A 15,311-nucleotide genomic window follows, 5' to 3' on the forward strand; every position below is an offset into this window, starting at 1 on the left:
GGCTCAGCCCTTGCTGCCGGCCTGCACCGCGCCGGCGCTGGCGACCGGCATCTGCCAGTCGCGCGCATCGACCACCACGCCCTCCTGCAGGCGCTCCTGGCCTTCGACCACCACCTTTTCGCCCGCCTTCAGGCCGGTGCGCACCAGCCATTGGCGATCGACACTACCGTCCACTTCCAGCGTGCGGATCACCGCCTTGCCATCGCCACCGATCACCCAGGCATAGGCCTGGCCACCGGCACTGCGCAGCACGGCCTGCTGTGGCACGGTCAGTGCGCTGGCCGGCGCACCCCGCGGCACCTTCGCGCGCACGTACATGCCGGGCAGCAGCTGGCGCTGCGGGTTGTCGACCAGGATGCGCAGGATCACATCACCGGTGCGCGCATCGACATTGATACCGGAGAACAGCATCTGGCCACGCTCGGACAGCGGCTTGCCGGCCGCACCGATGATCGTTACCGGCAGCTCGCCGCCGCCGGCAGCGCTGCGCTGCAGCGACTCCAGCTGCGCGGCCGGCTGGCGCACATCGACGTAGACCTGGTCGATCTGCTGCACCACCGCCATCGGCTCGGCATCGGCCACGCCGACCAGTGCACCTTCGGTCACCAGCGCCTGGTCGATGCGGCCGGCAATCGGCGCGCTGACCGTGGCATAGCGCAGATCGAGCTGGCGGCGGGCCAGGATCGCGCGCGCCTCGTTCACCGCGGCACGGGCCTGTTCGTACTCGGCACTGGCATCGTCGCGGTGCTGCTGGCTGACCGCCTGCGCGGCCGCCAGCGCATGCAGGCGCTGCGACTGCACGCGGCTGCGGCCCAGGGCGGCCTCACTGCGCTGCAGCGCGGCCAGTGCCGAGTCGACATCGGCACGGAACGCCGCCGGATCGATCTGGAACAGGGCCTGGCCGGCGCGCACTTCCGCACCCTGCTCAAACAGCCGGCGCTGCACGATGCCGCCCACCTGGGCACGGATCTGTGCGGTGCGTACGGCGGCCACGCGGCCAGGCAGTTCGTCATCGCGCTGCACGACCTGCGGGCCGACCGTGACCACGCTGACGCGCGGTGCCGCTTCGGGCGTGGCTTCGGGGGCGGAGCAGGCCGTCATGGCCAGGGCGAGGGCCGCGATCAACGCGACCGGAGTCCTGAAGGTTCTCATTGCTGTGCACAATGCCGCGCGGGCGGCTGATAGGTTCTGAAGCGTGCAGTCTGCGGGGCGATGATGGGGTTTCGATGGAGGAACTGTGGAGATACGATGGAGGCAAGCACCTTAAGGCCCCGCCCCTGCATGCATGCCTCCCCTGCCCTCGCCGCCCTCGTCCTGATCGTCGAGGATGAGGCCGAGATCGCCGATATTCTTACCGCCTACCTGGAACGCGAAGGACTACGCACCCTGCGTGCCGCCGATGGCCACAGTGCACTGGACCTGCACCGCAGCGCCCGCCCCGACCTGGTCCTGCTCGACGTACAACTGCCGCGGCTGGATGGCTGGAGCGTACTGACCCAGCTACGCCAGCGCGGCGAAACGCCGGTGATCATGCTGACCGCGCTGGACCAGGACCTGGACAAGCTGACTGCGCTGCGCATGGGCGCCGACGACTACGTGGTCAAGCCGTTCAATCCAGCCGAAGTGGCAGCGCGCGTGCGCGCCGTGCTGCGGCGTACGCTGCGTGGCTCGCGCGTGGACGCACCGACCGCACTGCGCGCGGGCCCGTTGCTGATCGACTCGGCCACCCATGCCGTGCATGTGGAAGGCGACGGCTACAGCCACGAAGTGCTGCTCACCCTCACCGAGTTCAAGCTGCTGCACTGCATGGCGCTGGCGCCGACCCGCATCTTCAGCCGCAGCGAACTGATGCACGAATGCCTGCCGGAAAGCGAGGCGCTGGAGCGCACGGTCGACAGCCATGTCAGCAAGCTGCGCCGCAAGCTGGATGAAGTGGGCATGGTCAATGTTCCGGCCAGCGTGCGCGGTGTCGGCTACCGGTTGATGGCCGACCGCTGATGGCCCGCCTGCGCCGCTCCGGGCTCAGCCGCCACATCATCGTCTCGATGTCGCTGATGGTGATCGGCGTCATCGTGATGATGATCCTGTCGTCGTGGCTGCTGTACGCGGTGCTGGTCGAGTTCTTCCCCGGCAGTGCCGAAGAGCCGGAAAGCTGGCTGCCGACCGGGCCGGAGCTGGCATGGATGGTCGGGGTGATCCTGACCGGCCTGGCACTGGCCATCGCCGCCTCGTTCCGCCTTGCCCACCGCATCCTGTCGCCCTTGAATTCGCTGGTTGACAGCGTGCGCGCGCTTGCCGGCGGCGACCTCGGTGCGCGCGCCAGCGCCCAGGAAAACTCGCCCGGCGAAGTGGCCACCCTGGTCGAGGATTTCAATGCGATGGCGCGCCGCCTGCAGCACATGGAGAGCGAGCGCGCGATGTGGCATGCGGCCATTGCCCATGAACTGCGGACTCCGGTGACGATCCTGCGTGGTCGCCTGCAGGGGCTGGCCGAGGGCGTGTTCCAGCCAGACGAATCCCAGTTCCGCAGCCTGCTGGCACAGGTCGAAGGCCTCTCACGCCTGATCGAGGATCTGCGCGTGTTGAGCCTGTCCGACAACGCGCGGTTGGACGTACGCCGCGCGCGCACCGACGTGGTGGCCGAAGTGCATTCGGTGATGACCCTGGTCGACCCGCAGTTCCGCGCCGCCGGCTTCGTGCTGGAGCTGGAAACCAGCCGCGAGGAACACAACGCGCACTGTGACCCGACACGCTTGCGCCAGGCCCTGCTGGCACTGCTGGAGAATGCGCGTCGCTACGCCAGCCCGGGCAAGGTGCGGATTGCCGTGCACGACACGCCCGGACACGTGCAGGTGGCGATCGAGGACGAAGGCCCGGGCATCGACCCGGAACTTCACACCGACATCTTCACTCCGTTCATGCGCGCCGACGGCTCGCGCTCGCGCCAGGGCGGCGGCAGCGGGCTGGGCCTGGCGGTGGTCAAGGCCATCGCCGATGCACATGGCGGGCGCGTCTACTGCACGCCCGGCAGCGCCGGCGGCAGCCGCTTCGTCATCGAGCTTCCGCGCCAGTAGCCGGCAGCCTGGCCTGTTCGCGCAGGTGCGCGCCGAGTGTGGTCAGATTGGCGTCGATCGCATCCATTTCGTCGCGCTGCGGCGCCGGCAGCGTCTGGCGCAGCTGTACGCGCAGCGCCTGCCACGCCGGCACCGCCTGCGCACTGGCGGTGGCCACGACCTCGGACAACAGCGCCTGCTCATCGGCAAGCGGCAACCCGTAGCCATCGTCGACCAGCAGCGTACCCGGGCGCAGCCATTGCCCACCCTGCTCCAGCAGCTGGCGCAGGCCGCGCGTCTCGGCACTGTCCGGTGCCGCCAGCAGGCGCCGTTTCAGCACATCGCGCGCGCGCAGTTCGGCGCGGCGTTGCGCAGCCTGTTCCAGCAGCAGCAGCCCGGCGCTGGCACGCAGGTCACCCTGCAGCAGCCAGGGCGCACGCTGCTGTGCGGGCAGCTTCAGCCAGGCGCGCACATCGCGCACCGGCAGATCCAGCTGCGAAGCCGCCACATCGAACAACTGCTGGTAATGGTCGCGTGCCGAGGCGAAGTAGTAGCCCTGCGCCTGCGCGGAATCCCGATCAGCCAGCACCTGCTCATCCAGTACCTGCAATCGCGCCAGCCGACGCTTCAACCCGCGCGGACTCAGCTGGGCCAGCCCGGCCTCCCCCAGGCGCGGCACGCCCGCCTGCAGCAGCTTTGCGGTTTCCACCGCGCAGTTGTTGCTGACGAAGTAATAGCGCCCGTCGTAGCTCCAGTGCACCTGTGCAGTGCGCTCGAGCAGGCCGGCGATCTCGCCGGGCGACAACTGCAACGGCAGCGACTGCAACCCACGCAGTTCCACCTTGGTGTACTCGTCCACCACCTGCTGCAGCGGCAGCACGAACAGCCGCGAGGGATAGCCGCCGGTCAGGCCACGCCAGTTGGAAATCTGCACATCACCCACGAATGCGCGGAACGACAGCACGCGGTGGTGCTCCAGGTCCAGGCGGCAGTCCGGCCCCGGCGCACGGCCCGGCCGGCAGATCACCAGCCGCAGCATGCTGTGCCCCCAGCGGCTCATCGGCTGCGCACTGCCTTCGGCGAACAGGTAGTCCACGGCGTAGACGCGCGAAGGATCGAGCTGCAGCAGCGATGCCGCACCCTCTTCCGATTCGGCCTGCAGCAATGGCAACGTGGCCGCGCAGTGCGACTGCGGCAGCGATGGCGGGGTTCCGAAATGGGCCTGGTACCACTGCGCCAGCGCCGGGCGCCGGCAGGCAAACTCGCTGTCGAGCACGAAATGCTCGGCGTTCACTGCCAGGTACTCGGCCGGATCCTTCAGTTCATAGGCATCCGGACTACGGTCACGGAAGTCGTTGCCACCACGGCCGAGATGCCAGGGCTTGCGCTGCCATCCGGCCAGGTCGCGCCAGCGCGCACTGCGCGACCAGTTCGCGCCGCTACGGTCTGCAACATGGGTCAGTTCATGCACCAGCGCGCTGCGTCGTGCACGGCGTGCGCCGGGCACGGCATCATCCAGCAGCTCGCGACGCAGGTCGATGCGGCCGGCGAAAGCGCGACCGTGCACATCGGCCGGCAGGTGGTCGCTCCAGCGCACCTGCACGTGTGCTGGCAGTGAGCGCAGCAGGCCATCTGGCAGCAGGGACTGCACGTCGGCCAGGGTCTGCATCGCCACCTGCTGCTGTGCAGGGCTCAGCCCTTCCGGATCCAGGCGCAGGTCGCTGCTGGCATGTGCGGCCGGAACGGCCAGCAGTAGAGCCAGGCCATGCCTGGCTGCGTTCCGTGCAGATGTCATGGCGTTGCCAGCCAGCGGCCGGCACTACCCGGGATCAACGCGCCAGCAGCGCGCGGGCCAGTTCCAGGTCGCTCTGCTGCTGCGCGGCAGCGCTCTGCTCACGCAGGTGGACCAGCGCGGCCTGCAGGCGGGCGCCACGGATCTGGCCGTCGCTGGCGATGAACGCGGCGGCATCGTCGCGTGCGGCCTGCACCACCTTGTCGTCGCCCGAGCTGCTGGCCGAAGAGCCCGACGATGCACCGGTGGCGGAACCGGCCGAGGTGCCGGCGAAGCTGGAAGCGAAGCCGGCCAGCGGCAGGGACAGCAGGGCGAGCAGCAGAAGCGGACGGGTCATCGGTTCGAAGCCGGTTGTGAGGATGCGTGGAGCGTAACGGGTGCGTGAAGGATTTGCCCGGCTCAAAGGTCGAACAGCTTGCCGGGATTCAGCCGCGCTTGGGGATCGAACGCACGTTTGACCGCCTTCATCAGGGCGATCTCGGCCGGGCCGCGGGTGCTGTCCAGGTAGCCCTTCTTGACCAGGCCGATGCCGTGTTCAGCCGAGATGCTGCCATCGAACCGGGCCAGCACCTGCGCCAGCAGCTTGGTCACATGCTCGCACTGCGCCACGAAATCGGCGTCGCTGGTGTCATCGGGCTTGAGCACGTTGATGTGCAGGTTGCCGTCACCGATATGACCGAACCACACCACATCGAAGTGCGGGTAGGCCTGCCCGATCAATGCCTGGGTCTCGGCCAGGAACGCCGGCATCGCCGAGATCCGCACCGAGACGTCGTTCTTGTAGGGCTTGTAGCGCGCCAGCGATTCGGTGATGCCTTCGCGCAGGCGCCACAACTGGGCGGCCTGGGCATCGCTGGCACTGATCACGCCGTCGCTGACCCAGCCGTTGCCCATGCAGTCCTCGAAGGCCGCCATCGCCGCCGCTTCCTGCGCTTCGTCGTTGGCGGCGAACTCGGTGACCACGTAATACGGGTGCACCTCGTCGAACGGTGCCTGCGCACCATGCGCCAGCACGTGCTCCAGCGCGCGATCAGTGAAGAATTCGAAGGCCTGCAGCTGCAGCCGTGCGCGGAACGCGGCGAATACCTGCATCAGCACTTCGAAGCTGGGCAGCGCCAGCAGCATCACGTTGCTGGCCGGCGGCGGATCGGTCAGCTTCACCGTCGCTTCGACGATCACGCCCAGCGTGCCTTCCGAACCGATCAGCAGCTGGCGGAAGTCATAGCCGCTGGAGTTCTTGATCAGGCCCTTGTTGAGCTCCAGCAACTCGCCACTGGCGGTGACCACCTTCAGCCCGGCGATCCACTCGCGGGTGTTGCCGTAACGGATCACGCGGATGCCACCGGCATTGGTGGCGATGTTGCCGCCGATCGTGCAGGAACCACGCGCGGCGAAATCCACCGGGTAGATCAGGCCGTGGTCCAGCGCGGCGTTGTGCACGGCTTCCAGCGGCATGCCGGCCTGCACCACCAGGGTGCGATCGACCGCGTCGTAGGCCAGCGCCTTGTTCATCCGTTCCAGGCTGAGCACCAGCTCGCCGTTGGCAGCCACCGCGCCACCGGAAAGGCCGGTACGGCCGCCGGACGGCACCACGGCCACGCCCTCGCCCGCACTCCAGCGCATCACCGCCTGCACTTCCTCGACCGTGGCCGGCAGTGCGATCGCCAACGGCGCCGGCGTCCAGCGCCGGGTCCAGTCGCGCCCGTAATGCTCCAGGTCGGCCGGGTCGGTCTTCAGCTTCAGGCCGGGACAGGCCTGCTGCAGCGAGGCAATGCGGGAATCGGTCATGACGGTCCAGCGCGGGGCGTGAAGAACGGGCAAGCGTGCCAGCGGCACGCGCCAGCGTCCAGCCCTGCCGCGCTGCAGATAGCTACGGATGCAACCAATTGCGCACTGCACCATGGGCGCTTCGATCTGGCATAGTGGTCAGCCCCTGTCCCACTGGCCGTGTCGCCCCATGTCGCCGAAGAAGACCTCGTTCCCCAAGCAGGATATCCGCGTGCTGTTGCTGGAGGGGGTCAGCCAGACCGCCGTGGAGGTGTTCAGCGCCGCCGGCTACAGCCAGATCGAGGCGCACACCAAGGCGCTGCCCGAGGACGAACTGAAGGCGCGCATCGCCGAGGCGCACATCGTCGGCATCCGCTCGCGCACCCAGCTCAGCGCCGAGGTGCTGGCCGAGGCCAAGCGCCTGATCGCGGTGGGCTGCTTCTGCATCGGCACCAACCAGGTCGACCTGGACGCGGCCGAGCTGGCCGGCATCCCGGTGTTCAACGCGCCCTATTCGAACACCCGCAGCGTGGCCGAGCTGGTGATTGCCGAGGCCATCATGCTGACCCGTGGCATTCCGCAGAAGAATGCCGAGTGCCATCGCGGCGGCTGGTCGAAGTCGGCCAGCGGCAGCCATGAGGTGCGTGGCAAGACCCTGGGCATCATCGGCTATGGCCACATCGGCACCCAGGTCGGCGTGCTGGCCGAATCGCTGGGCATGCAGGTGATCTTCCACGACGTGGAAACCAAGCTGGCGCTGGGCAATGCGCGTGCTGCGGCCAGCCTGGACGACCTGCTGGCCCGCGCCGACATCGTCACCCTGCATGTGCCGGAGACCCCGGCCACGCAGTGGATGATCGGCAGCACCGAGCTGGCGAAGATGCGCAAGGGCGCGCACCTGATCAACGCCGCGCGCGGCACCGTGGTCGACATCGATGCGCTGGACGCGGCGCTGGCCAGCGGCCACGTCGGTGGCGCCGCGCTGGACGTGTTCCCGGTCGAGCCGAAGGGCAATGGCGATATCTTCGAATCGCCGCTGACCCGCCACGACAATGTGATCCTGACCCCGCACGTGGGCGGCAGCACGCTGGAGGCGCAGGACAACATCGGCGTGGAGGTGGCGGCCAAGCTGGTGCGCTACAGCGACAACGGCAGCACCCTGTCGGCGGTCAACTTCCCGGAAGTGACCCTGCCCGAACACGAAGACAGCCTGCGCCTGCTGCACATCCACCAGAACGTGCCGGGCGTGCTGTCCAAGGTCAACGAGATCTTCTCGCGCCACAACGTCAACATCGACGGCCAGTTCCTGCGCACCGACCCGAAGGTGGGCTACGTGGTGATCGACATCACCGCCAGCGAGGAACAGGCCGCCGCCGTGCGCGACGAGCTGGCCGCGATTCCGGGCACGCTGCGGACACGCATCCTGTATTGAAAAAAGGGGACGGAGGGGATTAAGTCGTTTGCGGCACATGCGCTATAAACGACTTAATCCCCTCCGTCCCCTTTTTACCTCAACGTGCCAGCCACCGGCGCGCCATGCGCTGCATGGACTCGTCCGATTCCGGATCGGACACGACTTCGGTCACCGGCCGCCATGCCAGGTCAAGTGACTCCTCGCTGAGCACGAAGGCTTCGCCACCCAGCGCGCGGATTACGAAACGCACGTCGTAGTGCCAGTGCCCCGGCACGTCCTTGCGCTCCGGGATCCAGTGCTTGTCCAGATCGAAGATCGCCGGGTCTTCCAGCACCAGGCCGCTCAGGCCCGACTCCTCTTCGGCCTCCTTCAGCGCCACCTGGGCCAGGTCACGGTCGCCGTCGGCGTGGCCGCCCAGCTGCAGCCAGCGTTGCAGCTTGCGGTGGTGGGTCAGCAGCAGGCGCTGGCCATCGGCACTGACCAGCCAGCAGCTGGCGGTGAAGTGGCCGGCCAGGCGCTCGCGGCGGAACGGATCTTCCGGATCGTCCAGCAATGTGCCGAATTCGGCAGCCAGTGCGTCGTGGGCAGGCTCACGGCGGGCATAGTCCCGCAGCAGGCCACGCAGGCGATCGTCAAGCACGGCAAGGGTTTCGGCGGTCTGGCGCATGAATGGGGGCGGTCTGGAAAAATACTGCTCATTATCGCCGTTCATTGTTGCGATTGCGCTTGTGCGTTGGCTTCAGCTTTGGCTAAGGTACAGCGGGCCGTTCGCGCGGCCTTCACCATTCCAGGGTTGCCGGCAACGTATCGGCGGCCCACCCCATCCGATCACTAGGAAGTACTGCATGCTGAAAGCTCTGTTGAGGGTCAAGCCGGTTGAACCGGCCGGGCACGTCGATGCCGGCGAACCCATCGAAGGCAGCCTGGACGGCGAAGCCACGCTGAAACGGACCCTCACGGCTAAACACCTCATCCTGCTTGGCGTGGGTGCGGTGATCGGCGCTGGTATCTTCGTGCTGACCGGCCAGGCCGCGGCCAACCATGCCGGCCCGGCGGTGATGCTTTCGTTCGTGCTGGCCGGTTTCGCCTGTGCCCTGGCGGGCCTGTGCTACGCCGAGTTCGCGGCGATGATGCCGGTCTCCGGCAGTGCCTACTCGTACTCCTACGCCACCCTGGGCGAAGGCATGGCCTGGTTCATCGGCTGGTGCCTGGTGCTGGAGTACCTGTTCGCCTCGGCCTCGGTCGCGGTGGGCTGGTCGGCGTACCTGATCAGCTTCATCACCACCACCTTGCACATGCCGTTCCCGGACCTGCTCAGCGCCGCGCCCATCGCCTGGACCGGCAGCGAGTTCGTCTCCTCCGGCAAGCTGTTCAACCTGCCGGCGGTGCTGATCGTGGCGGCGGTGTCCGGCCTGCTGTACGTGGGCGTGACCCAGTCGGCCTTCGTCAACGCCATCATCGTGGCAATCAAGGTCACCGTCATCTGCCTGTTCATCGGCATCGGCGCGGCCCATATCGACCCGGCCAACTGGCAGCCGTTCATCCCGGAAAACACCGGCGTGCCGGGTGAGTTCGGCTGGAGCGGCATCTTCCGCGCCGCCACCATCGTGTTCTTCGCCTACATCGGCTTCGACGCGGTCTCCACCGCCGCCGGTGAAACCAAGGACCCACAGCGCAACATGCCGATCGGCCTGCTCGGCTCGCTGGCGGTGTGCACGATCGTCTACATCATCGTCTGCGCGGTACTGACCGGCATGATGCCGTACCACCTGCTGGGCACCGACAAGCCGGTGGCCACCGCGCTGGAGCCCTACCCGACCCTGTCCTGGCTGAAGACGTTCGTGGAAATCGGCGCCATCGCCGGCCTGTCCTCGGTGGTGCTGGTGATGATGATGGGCCAGACCCGCATCGCCTACACCATCTCCCGCGACGGCCTGCTGCCGAAGTTCTTCGGCAAGGTCCACGCCCGCTTCCGCACCCCGTACGTCGCCACCATCGTGGTCGGCGTGATCGCTGCCGCGCTGGCCGGCCTGGTGCCGCTGAACGTGCTCGGCGAACTCGTCTCGATGGGCACCCTGCTGGCCTTCGCCACCGTCTGCGTCGGCGTGCTGGTGCTGCGCTATACCAAGCCGGACCTGCACCGCCCGTTCCGCGTGCCGATGGTCTGGATCATCTGCCCGCTCGGCGCTGCCACCTGCCTGTTCCTGTTCTGGCAGGCGTTCGTGGTGCATTGGCACCTGTTCGTTGGCTGGACCCTGCTCGGCCTGCTGATCTACCTGGGCTACGGCATCCGCAACAGCAAGCTTGCCAAGTCGCCCTGATCCGCCTACGGGCCGGCCTCGCGCCGGCCCGTCCGTTTTCCCCGCGCGCCGCCCGTGGCGCGCTTCGACAAGACCACCACACATGTTCAAGCAACTGTGGGCCACCAAGCACCCGCATGCCGCCCATGAAGAGGCCAACGGCCTGAGCCTGCGCCGCCACCTCGGCCCCTGGGGCCTGACTGCCCTCGGTATCGGCGCGGTGATCGGCGGCGGCATCTTCGTCATCACCGGCCAGGCCGCCGCCAACCACGCCGGCCCGGCCATCATGCTGTCGTTCGTACTGGCCGCCATCTGTTGCGCCTTCTGCGCACTGGCCTATGCCGAATTCGCCTCGATGGTGCCGGTCTCCGGCAGCGCCTACACCTACACCTACGCCACCTTCGGCGAGCTCTCGGCCTGGTTCATCGGCTGGATGCTGGTGCTCGAGTACGGCGTCTCCGCCTCGGCGGTCGCGGTCAGCTGGACCGGCTATTTCCTGAGCCTGCTCAGCCAGTTCGACATCCATCTACCGGCGGCGCTGGTCAGCGCCCCACTCGATGCACAGCTGCGCCCCACCGGCGCGATCGCCAACCTGCCGGCCGCTGCGCTGGTACTGCTGCTGACCTGGCTGTGCTACGTCGGCATCAGCAAGTCCTCGGCGATGAACATGGCGATGGTCGTGCTCAAGACCGGCCTGATCCTGCTGGTCATCGTGGTCGGCTGGAAGTATGTGGACACCAGCAACTGGACCCCGTTCATTCCCGCCAACGAAGGGCCTGGCAAGTACGGCATGGAAGGCGTACTGCGTGGCGCGGCGATGGTGTTCTTCGCCTACATCGGCTTCGAAGCGGTGTCGGTGGCGGCGCAGGAATCGAAGAATCCGCAGCGTGACATGCCGTTCGGCATGATGCTGTCGCTGGTGATCTGCACCGTGCTGTACATCGCGATGGCTGCGGTGATGACCGGCCTGGTGCCGTTCCAGCTGCTCGGCACCGACGAGCCGGTGGTGACTGCCGTGGCCGCGCATCCGCAGCTGGGCTGGCTGCGCTGGGTGGTCGAGGTCGGCGCGCTGGTCGGCCTGTCCTCGGTGGTGCTGGTGATGATCATCGGCCAGCCGCGCATCTTCATGATCATGGGTCGCGACGGCCTGCTGCCGCCGGTGTTCACCAGGATCCACCCGAAGTACCGCACTCCGCACATCAACACCGTGATCACCGGCATCGGCATCGCGCTGCTGGCGGCGCTGTTCCCGCTGGACATCCTGGGCGAGCTGACCTCGATGGGCACGCTGATCGCGTTCGCCGCAGTCTGCGCCGGCGTGCTGATCCTGCGCCGTACCCAGCCGGACCTGCCGCGCCCGTTCCGCATGCCGATGGCGTGGCTGATCTGCAGCCTGGGCGTGCTGAGTTGCCTTGCCCTGCTGTCGGCGATGACGATGCACAACTGGATGCTGATGGGGGTGTGGACGTTCGTCGGTTTCGTGATCTATTTCTGCTACGGGTTCCGGCACAGCCGCCTGCGCGCGAAATAAAGGGATTGCAGGGCCTGCGGCCCTGCACCCGCCGGAGCCGGAGCAACTTCCAGAGCAACAGCTGGGTTGAGGGTTTCGCGGGGAGGCATGGGTTAGCGGGGGACGCCGTGAATCCATCCCTGGAGGCTTGGCCGCGGCATCCATGCCGCGGACACCCCCGCGAACCCATGCCTCCCCGCCCCTGACACTTTCCCGGCACGTCCGGTAGATCCACGCCATGTGTGGATGATGGTCATTCCCAGCGACCAAGGCGCCCGACGATGATCATCTGCGGCCAAACCAGATGGTCTTCTGTATCCAGCCTGCGCCGCCCATGCAACCCATGAAGTACTCATGGTTACCGTTGACGTTGACGTCCACGGTGTAGCGCTCGGTCTTTGGCATCAGCATCGCTCTGCCCTGCAGCGCCACCGCGACTCATCCAGCGGATCAGCATGATCACTGAAGCGGGCCCATTCGGTCGCACAACCGCCGGTCAACAGCGCAAGCCCCGCAGCAACGGCCATTCGCATACACGTAGCCATCTCCATCATCACTTCTCGATTTCCGGTCGCAGCACGCGCTCGTACTTTCCGTCCAGGTCGTACGTGTTCTTGTCCTGCCCCCTGCTCGTCTCCAGCCTCAACGCCTAAACGGTTCGCAGAGCCATGTCATTCTCCGCTGGCCACTGTTGCCTGGACTCCGTTGAGCATCAACCGGTCGAGCAGCTGTCGTCCGCTGCGCCCGCCCCGCCTAGCGGCGATTGAACCAGATGAGCTGCTGCTGCCAGCCGGCACCGGCCATGCAGGCATTGAACTCGCTGCTGCGGTCGGACGCGTTGACGTCGACGATGTAACTCTCATCTTTCGGCATCGGCACCATGTTGTACTTGCCGTCAATGGCGCAGACTTCATCAAGCCTGCAGGGCACCTTGCGGTCTTCGTAGACAGTGCGCGTGGCCACTTCATTCCTGACCGGCCAGTGATCGTCGGCCTGCGCCTTGCAACTCGAATGGGCGGGGCCGAATGACCGGGCACCCGCATCCATCTTCACCCATTCCATCGTGCAGCCATTGCTGGCAAGCATGATGCCAATCACCCCCAACATCCCCATCGCGCGCGCGATCATCGAAGTACTCCTTTCCCTGGCGCTCGCCGGAATCTCTGCGGCAATCCGATGATGTTTCGCAGCAAGAGGGCTGTCCACGACCGGAATCGCTTCCAGCGGGAGCGCTGTCCTCCCCATTCAGCCAGCGCTGTGCTTGCCTCGATCCAACCCCTGCGCGCCGCCTGCCAGCACACCGCTTCGCGTTGCCCACGCAACAGGCAGGCGGTCGCCGCGCGGGCCCAGCATCGGGCCGGATCACGTAAAATGCCGTCCATGGACACCACCACCTTCCCCTACGACACCGCCCGCCTGGGCGAACTGGCCCAGCTGCTGATCGACAACGTCCGCGAACTGGCCCAGGCCGGCTGGACCCCGGCCACCAGCAGCAACTTCTCCCACCGCCTGGACGACCGCCACGCCGCGATCACCGTCTCGGGCAAGGACAAGGGCCGCCTGATCGAGGACGACATCATGGTGGTGGACTTCGATGGCAAGGCCGTCGGCCGCCCGCTGCGCCCCTCCGCCGAAACCCTGCTGCACACCCAGCTGTACCGCCGCTTCCCGGAAATCGGCTGCGTACTGCACACCCATTCGCCGGTGCAGACCATTGCCTCGCGCCTGTACGCGCCGCAGGGCCATGTGCACCTGGAAGGCTACGAGCTGCTGAAGGCCTTCGCCGGCAACAGCACCCATGAGATGGCCGTGGACGTGCCCGTGTTCGCCAACACCCAGGACATGGACCTGCTCTCGGCCCAGGTCGACGACCTGCTCGACCGGCAGAACCTGTGGGGCTACCTGATCGATGGCCATGGCCTGTACGCCTGGGGCCGCGACATGGCCGAAGCGCGCCGCCACCTGGAAGCCTTCGAATTCCTGTTCCACTGCGAGCTGGAGCTGCGCAAGCTGCGCGGCTGAACCCGCGCGCAGGTACAGATGCCGATCCGGAATCTGCGCCCTGCCCCCGCCCTGCTACCCTGTCTTCCCCCCGAGACGTTCAAGCTGCCGCCATGAGCCGACTGCGCATCTACGACGACACCCGCCCCGAATCGCCGCTGCTGGACACCCAGGACGGCGCGGTCATTGCTGCCGAACTGCAGAAGATCGGCGTCACCTTCGAACGCTGGCAGGCCACTGCACCGGTCGCACCCGGCGCCAGCCAGGAGGAAGTGTTCGCCGCCTACCGCGCCGACATCGACCGCCTGGTGGCCGAGAACGGCTTCAAGAGCGTGGATGTGGCCTCGATCGCCCCGGACAACCCGAACCGCGCCGAGCTGCGCAAGAAGTTCCTCGACGAGCACTTCCACAAGGAAGACGAGGTGCGCTTCTTTGTCGCCGGCTCCGGCCTGTTCACCCTGCACGTGGAAGACAAGGTCTACGAGATCGAGTGCGTGAAGGATGACCTGATCGCCGTGCCCGATGGCACCACCCACTGGTTCGACATGGGCGATGAGCCCAGCTTCGTGGCGATCCGCTTCTTCACCGAGCCGGATGGCTGGGTCGGTCATTTCACCGGCACCGACATCGCGCAGAAGTTCCCCCGTTACGTACCCACCCAGGCGTCCTGATCCATGCAGCCCCGCGTCATCCTGACCGATATCGAAGGCACCACCAGCAGCATCTCGTTCGTCAAGAACGTGCTGTTCCCCTATGCCCGCAAGGCCTTGCCCGGCTTCGTCGCCGAACACGGCCAGGACCCGGACGTGCGCCGCTGGCTGGACGCGGTGGCCACCGAGATCGGCGGCGCCTGCCAGGACAGCTTGGTGGCCGAGACGCTGCAGGGCTGGATCGACCAGGACCGCAAGCACACCGCGCTGAAGGCGCTGCAGGGCCAGATCTGGGACGAAGGCTACCGCCGGGGCGATTACACCGCGCATTTCTACCCGGAAGTGGCACCGATGCTGAAGGGCTGGCATGCCTCGGGCCTGCCGCTCTACGTGTACTCGTCCGGCTCGGTGCCGGCGCAGAAGCTGTTCTTCGGTTTCAGCGATGCCGGCGACCTCAGCCCGCTGGTATCGGGCTGGTTCGATACCGAAGTCGGCGGCAAGCGCGAGGCCGACAGCTACCGCCGCATCGTGCAGGCGATCGGCGTCCCGGCCGGCGAGATCGTGTTCCTGTCCGATGTGGTGGAGGAATTGGACGCCGCCCGCGAAGCCGGCCTGCAGACCCGCCTGATTGATCGCCTGGATGACTACCCGATGCCGCGCATCGGCCAGGCCGCCAACGGCCACGAGCGGGTCGAGAACTTCCAGCAGATCCAGCTGTAAAGAAGAGAGGTGTGCGGACCAACGGTCAGCACCTACCCGTCTCCGCGTCTGGTGGATGCCAACCTGGGTTGGCATGTTCCGGGTGTGCCAACCAAGGTTGGCAC

Annotated in this window: 15 protein-coding genes; 8 read left to right on the forward strand and 7 right to left on the reverse strand. The window is 67.0% G+C overall.

Annotated elements, in window-relative coordinates:
- Positions 1-3 precede the first annotated feature (3 nt).
- The gene (locus AC5P9N_RS12670) at positions 4-1,152 is read right to left on the reverse strand and encodes an efflux RND transporter periplasmic adaptor subunit (protein ID WP_099484308.1); all 1,149 of its coding nucleotides are present in this window, start codon (positions 1,150-1,152) and stop codon (positions 4-6) included.
- A 129-nt stretch (positions 1,153-1,281) separates the two neighbouring features.
- Here AC5P9N_RS12670 and AC5P9N_RS12675 point away from each other — a divergent pair, with 129 nt between their 5' ends.
- Both AC5P9N_RS12675 and AC5P9N_RS12680 read left to right on the forward strand, forming a co-directional pair.
- On the forward strand, positions 1,282-1,998 hold the full coding sequence (locus AC5P9N_RS12675; RefSeq protein WP_005413196.1) for a response regulator: 717 nt from the start codon (positions 1,282-1,284) through the stop codon (positions 1,996-1,998).
- Complete coding sequence (locus AC5P9N_RS12680; protein ID WP_005409462.1) at positions 1,998-3,074, forward strand: ATP-binding protein; 1,077 nt, start codon at positions 1,998-2,000, stop codon at positions 3,072-3,074. The genes AC5P9N_RS12675 and AC5P9N_RS12680 overlap by 1 nt, the downstream gene beginning before the upstream one ends.
- On the opposite strand, the gene AC5P9N_RS12685 is transcribed toward AC5P9N_RS12680, so the two are convergent.
- The 3 genes from AC5P9N_RS12685 to AC5P9N_RS12695 all read right to left on the reverse strand — a co-directional run bounded on the left by AC5P9N_RS12685 (position 3,052) and on the right by AC5P9N_RS12695 (position 6,633).
- On the reverse strand, positions 3,052-4,848 hold the full coding sequence (locus AC5P9N_RS12685) for an Lnb N-terminal periplasmic domain-containing protein (RefSeq protein WP_062605893.1): 1,797 nt from the start codon (positions 4,846-4,848) through the stop codon (positions 3,052-3,054). The genes AC5P9N_RS12680 and AC5P9N_RS12685 overlap by 23 nt on opposite strands.
- 34 nt (positions 4,849-4,882) lie before the next feature.
- The gene (locus AC5P9N_RS12690) at positions 4,883-5,182 is read right to left on the reverse strand and encodes a DUF2388 domain-containing protein (protein WP_005409460.1); all 300 of its coding nucleotides are present in this window, start codon (positions 5,180-5,182) and stop codon (positions 4,883-4,885) included.
- Positions 5,183-5,244: 62 nt separating this feature from the next.
- Positions 5,245-6,633: an FAD-binding oxidoreductase gene (locus AC5P9N_RS12695; protein WP_099485064.1), complete on the reverse strand. Its 1,389-nt coding sequence runs from the start codon at positions 6,631-6,633 to the stop codon at positions 5,245-5,247.
- Positions 6,634-6,802: 169 nt separating this feature from the next.
- Here AC5P9N_RS12695 and serA point away from each other — a divergent pair, with 169 nt between their 5' ends.
- Positions 6,803-8,044: a phosphoglycerate dehydrogenase gene (gene serA, locus AC5P9N_RS12700; protein WP_033833465.1), complete on the forward strand. Its 1,242-nt coding sequence runs from the start codon at positions 6,803-6,805 to the stop codon at positions 8,042-8,044.
- 79 nt (positions 8,045-8,123) lie between these two features.
- On the opposite strand, the gene AC5P9N_RS12705 is transcribed toward serA, so the two are convergent.
- Positions 8,124-8,738, reverse strand: coding sequence for an NUDIX hydrolase (locus AC5P9N_RS12705; protein ID WP_012480055.1), 615 nt, complete (start codon positions 8,736-8,738; stop codon positions 8,124-8,126).
- 133 nt (positions 8,739-8,871) lie between these two features.
- Between AC5P9N_RS12705 and AC5P9N_RS12710 the strand changes: the two genes are divergently transcribed.
- Together AC5P9N_RS12710 and AC5P9N_RS12715 are read left to right on the forward strand one after the other, a co-directional pair.
- On the forward strand, positions 8,872-10,347 hold the full coding sequence (locus AC5P9N_RS12710; protein WP_005409456.1) for an amino acid permease: 1,476 nt from the start codon (positions 8,872-8,874) through the stop codon (positions 10,345-10,347).
- Between the two features lie 82 nt (positions 10,348-10,429).
- Positions 10,430-11,857 (forward strand): amino acid permease, encoded by a 1,428-nt coding sequence (locus AC5P9N_RS12715; protein WP_060380254.1) that lies wholly within the window; start codon positions 10,430-10,432, stop codon positions 11,855-11,857.
- A 264-nt stretch (positions 11,858-12,121) separates the two neighbouring features.
- Here AC5P9N_RS12715 and AC5P9N_RS12720 read toward each other — a convergent pair whose 3' ends face one another.
- Positions 12,122-12,247 carry a hypothetical protein gene (locus tag AC5P9N_RS12720; protein ID WP_254913578.1) on the reverse strand — a complete coding sequence of 42 codons (126 nt, stop codon included), beginning with the start codon at positions 12,245-12,247 and terminating at the stop codon, positions 12,122-12,124.
- A gap of 342 nt (positions 12,248-12,589) precedes the next feature.
- Entirely contained in the window at positions 12,590-12,964 is a 375-nt protein-coding gene (locus tag AC5P9N_RS12725; RefSeq protein ID WP_164212683.1) for a hypothetical protein, read from the reverse strand.
- Between the two features lie 252 nt (positions 12,965-13,216).
- Here AC5P9N_RS12725 and AC5P9N_RS12730 point away from each other — a divergent pair, with 252 nt between their 5' ends.
- From AC5P9N_RS12730 to mtnC, 3 genes are all read left to right on the forward strand, one after another.
- The gene (locus AC5P9N_RS12730) at positions 13,217-13,858 is read left to right on the forward strand and encodes a methylthioribulose 1-phosphate dehydratase (protein WP_099485070.1); all 642 of its coding nucleotides are present in this window, start codon (positions 13,217-13,219) and stop codon (positions 13,856-13,858) included.
- A 92-nt stretch (positions 13,859-13,950) separates the two neighbouring features.
- On the forward strand, positions 13,951-14,508 hold the full coding sequence (locus tag AC5P9N_RS12735; protein ID WP_099485066.1) for a 1,2-dihydroxy-3-keto-5-methylthiopentene dioxygenase: 558 nt from the start codon (positions 13,951-13,953) through the stop codon (positions 14,506-14,508).
- Between the two features lie 3 nt (positions 14,509-14,511).
- On the forward strand, positions 14,512-15,207 hold the full coding sequence (mtnC, locus tag AC5P9N_RS12740) for an acireductone synthase (protein WP_099485067.1): 696 nt from the start codon (positions 14,512-14,514) through the stop codon (positions 15,205-15,207).
- Positions 15,208-15,311: the final 104 nt, after the last annotated feature.

It is taken from the genome of Stenotrophomonas sp. YJH_SMC_6, from assembly GCF_059371335.1.